Below are 281 nucleotides of genomic sequence, written 5' to 3'. Positions count from 1 at the left end.
CCCGTATGCATCCAGCCAGCCGCATCAATGACTTCTTTGGTCTTTTCTTCTTCACCCCAATAACCAGCCATCACGGAATAACCGCGAACGCATAGCTCACCCAAAGTCCCTTGCGGAACAATCTGCCCTTCTAAATCGACAATTTTAATTTCAACATGCGGATGAACATGCCCAACTGTGCTTACCCGTTTATCAATTGAATCATTTACCGAGCTTTGTACACTTACTGGTGAGGTTTCAGTCATACCATAACAAATGGTGATTTCAGACATATGCATACG

At 44.1% G+C, this 281-nt stretch carries 1 pseudogene; it reads right to left on the bottom strand.

From position 1 onward, the window contains the following. Nucleotides 1-281: pseudogene (locus tag UC75_RS19595) on the bottom strand (AMP-binding protein); the annotation flags it as partial.

Origin of the sequence: Acinetobacter sp. V2, assembly GCF_001188385.1 — a bacterium.
Classification (GTDB): domain Bacteria; phylum Pseudomonadota; class Gammaproteobacteria; order Pseudomonadales; family Moraxellaceae; genus Acinetobacter; species Acinetobacter oleivorans.
This window is presented reverse-complemented; position numbering and strand designations above follow the sequence as displayed.